Below are 2461 nucleotides of genomic sequence, written 5' to 3'. Positions count from 1 at the left end.
ATATTGTGGGTATAGGANGTNTAAAGCACCTTTTCACCCTTNGGATGAAGTAGCATACCCGAAATTGCTGCTCATTTTTATTGCCTAAGCCCCGGAATTTAGCTTCACAGCGCCCAAAGAAGGTCGTATTTTGGTCGATTTGACCGAAAAGTGCCTGGCGAATGGATCTTTAGCCGACAGTTGCCCCACCGGCCTGCCGCAAAGGCTGACAGTACATGGATTGAGAGCTTAGGAGCGTCAATTAAATAAACGAGTCTGCGATGGGCCGAACAGGCTGGGAGTCAGTGGTGGGGCTCGCTCTGGCGGCTGGGTGTGATGGTTAGTATCGGCTTTGGCCGCCTTCTGTTTGAGATGTTTAAGAATCTGCTCGATTATGTCCGGATCCTCAATGCTGGCAATCACTTTGACATGCCCTCCACAGTGCTCGCAAACCTCAATATCAATATTGAAGACTCGCTTAAGTCGCTGCATCCATGTCATGGCATGGTGCCGCTCTTCAGGGGTCTTATCGAGCCAGTCAGTATCGGCTGCTTCTAGTTTGTCAGGCTTTTTTCCGCGTTTAGCCGGTGTGACCTGAACACGGTGTTTGCTGTTCGGTGCGAAGACTCCGTGGAATCGGGTGAGGTTGACGCGCGGCTTGGGTACCAGTGCAGCCAGCTTGGCCATGAAGTCCATGGGTTCGAAGATCACATGGGTTGTGCCATTGCGATACGGGGTTTTGAGTTCATACCGAACGTGTCCATTGGAGGTCAATGCCAGGCGCTTTTCTGAAACAGCGGGTCGGCTAACGTAGCGGCAGAGCCGTTCGAGTTTATCCCTCTGATGTCCTTCGGCCATCACACCGGCGTGGAGTGAAAAACCTGCCACTTTAGCCGCTTGGCCATAGCCTGGCTTCTCACTTTCGCAATGAGGGAAGGTTTGCAGGGTGAAGACCTTACTCCCTTGCTGGGGGCCGGTGGCGATGCGGTAAGTCACCGAGGAACCGTGCATTTGCGTGAGTACATCTCCTCCTTCCTCGTCCAGCGTCAACCAGGTATTCTCGGCATCTCGCTCCAACAGACCGCGTTTTTCCAGGCAGCGAGCGACCCGGTGGCTGAGGGTGTTAACGAGCGCATTGAGTTCATGTTGAGTGGGTGCCTTGACCCGATGGAACCGCCGTTGGCCATAGGTATCTTCGGCGTATACGCCATCGAGAAATAGCATGTGGTAATGGACATTAAGGTTGAGCGCAGAACCAAAGCGTTGGATCAACGTCACTGCACCGGTTTGTGCGGTAGCCTTGGTAAAACCAGCCTGCCTAATTAAATGCGTAGAGACTGTGCGGTAGACAATGCCTCACACTTTACCCATCAGCTCTGGATGGCGAGCCAGCAGGAATCGTAACTGGAAGGGAAAGCTCAGCACCCACTGGCGTATGGGAACTTTGGGAAACACCTCATCCACCAAGAGCGCGGCACTCTCCGCCATCCGGCGGGCACCACAGCTGGGGCAGAACCCTCTGCGCTTGCAGCTAAATGCGACCAATCGTTCATGATGGCAATCCTCGCAGCGGACACGCAAAAAGCCATATTCCAGCCGACCACATTGGAGAAAATCTTCGAACTCTCTCTGAACGTAACGAGGCAAGCTTTGTCCCTGACCCTCCAACGAGGACTTAAAGACAGGATAATGTTCCTGAACCAATTGATAGAGGAGCGTCTTTTCGGGCTGATGGCGTTCATAGTATGGTGCTTGACTCGCCCAGACATTCCTTGCCGGTGACATGAGCATCCTCCTTGATACTGTTTATGCATACAGCATATAGAAGAAGCTTCACTTAGCGAATATTGGCCGTAATTTTGTAAAAACAGTCCAACTGTTATGTCCGCTTATCTCACTTTCCAGAAGTAACCGATCAGATCAATATTGGCCAAAAAATCCTTGTTTATCGATCAGTCATGAAGGTCCGTTTTGCGGACAAAATTACCCTAGAATGTTGACCCAAATAGACGCGAGATCAATACGGGTACGGCAGTCTCTACGCGTAGAATTCTTTCGCCTAAATGAACTCCTTCAAAACCGGCTTCTTTGAGCTTGTTTACTTCATACTCAGTAAAGCCACCTTCGGGGCCGATGATTAAGGTGCAGGCTTCTTCGAGATGATGTGGGCAGACCTGTTCTTCTCTAGGGTGGGCGACTAGTTGGCGTGTACCTTTGGAAAGTGCAGGTAATTCATCTTCAACAAAGGGCTTGAAGCGCTTTTTGATATGAATTTCGGGCATCACGGTATCCTGAGCTTGTTCTAAGCCAAGGATGCAATTCTCTAGAATTTTTTCTTCACTTAGCCAGGGGCTTTGCCAAAAGCTCTTTTCTACCTTCCAGGCATTGAGGAAATAGATTTTCTTCACGCCCATTGTTGTGGCGGTTTGAATGATTCGCTTTAACATTTTTGGTCGGGGTAGACCAATAATGAGTGTTAAGG

Annotated in this window: 1 protein-coding gene and 1 pseudogene; both read right to left on the bottom strand. The window is 50.4% G+C overall.

What is annotated here, in order from left to right; all coding sequences use genetic code 11:
• Nucleotides 1-237: 237 nt before the first annotated feature.
• Nucleotides 238-1764: pseudogene (locus tag A3757_RS03465) on the bottom strand (IS91 family transposase).
• A gap of 203 nt (nucleotides 1765-1967) precedes the next feature.
• A partial coding sequence (locus A3757_RS03460; RefSeq protein WP_068739181.1) for an RsmE family RNA methyltransferase occupies nucleotides 1968-2461 on the bottom strand: 494 nt, incomplete at its 5' end.

It is taken from the genome of Oleiphilus sp. HI0117, assembly GCF_001635235.1.
The sequence above is the reverse complement of the archived record's forward strand: the minus strand, read 5'-3'. Positions and strand labels throughout refer to the sequence as shown.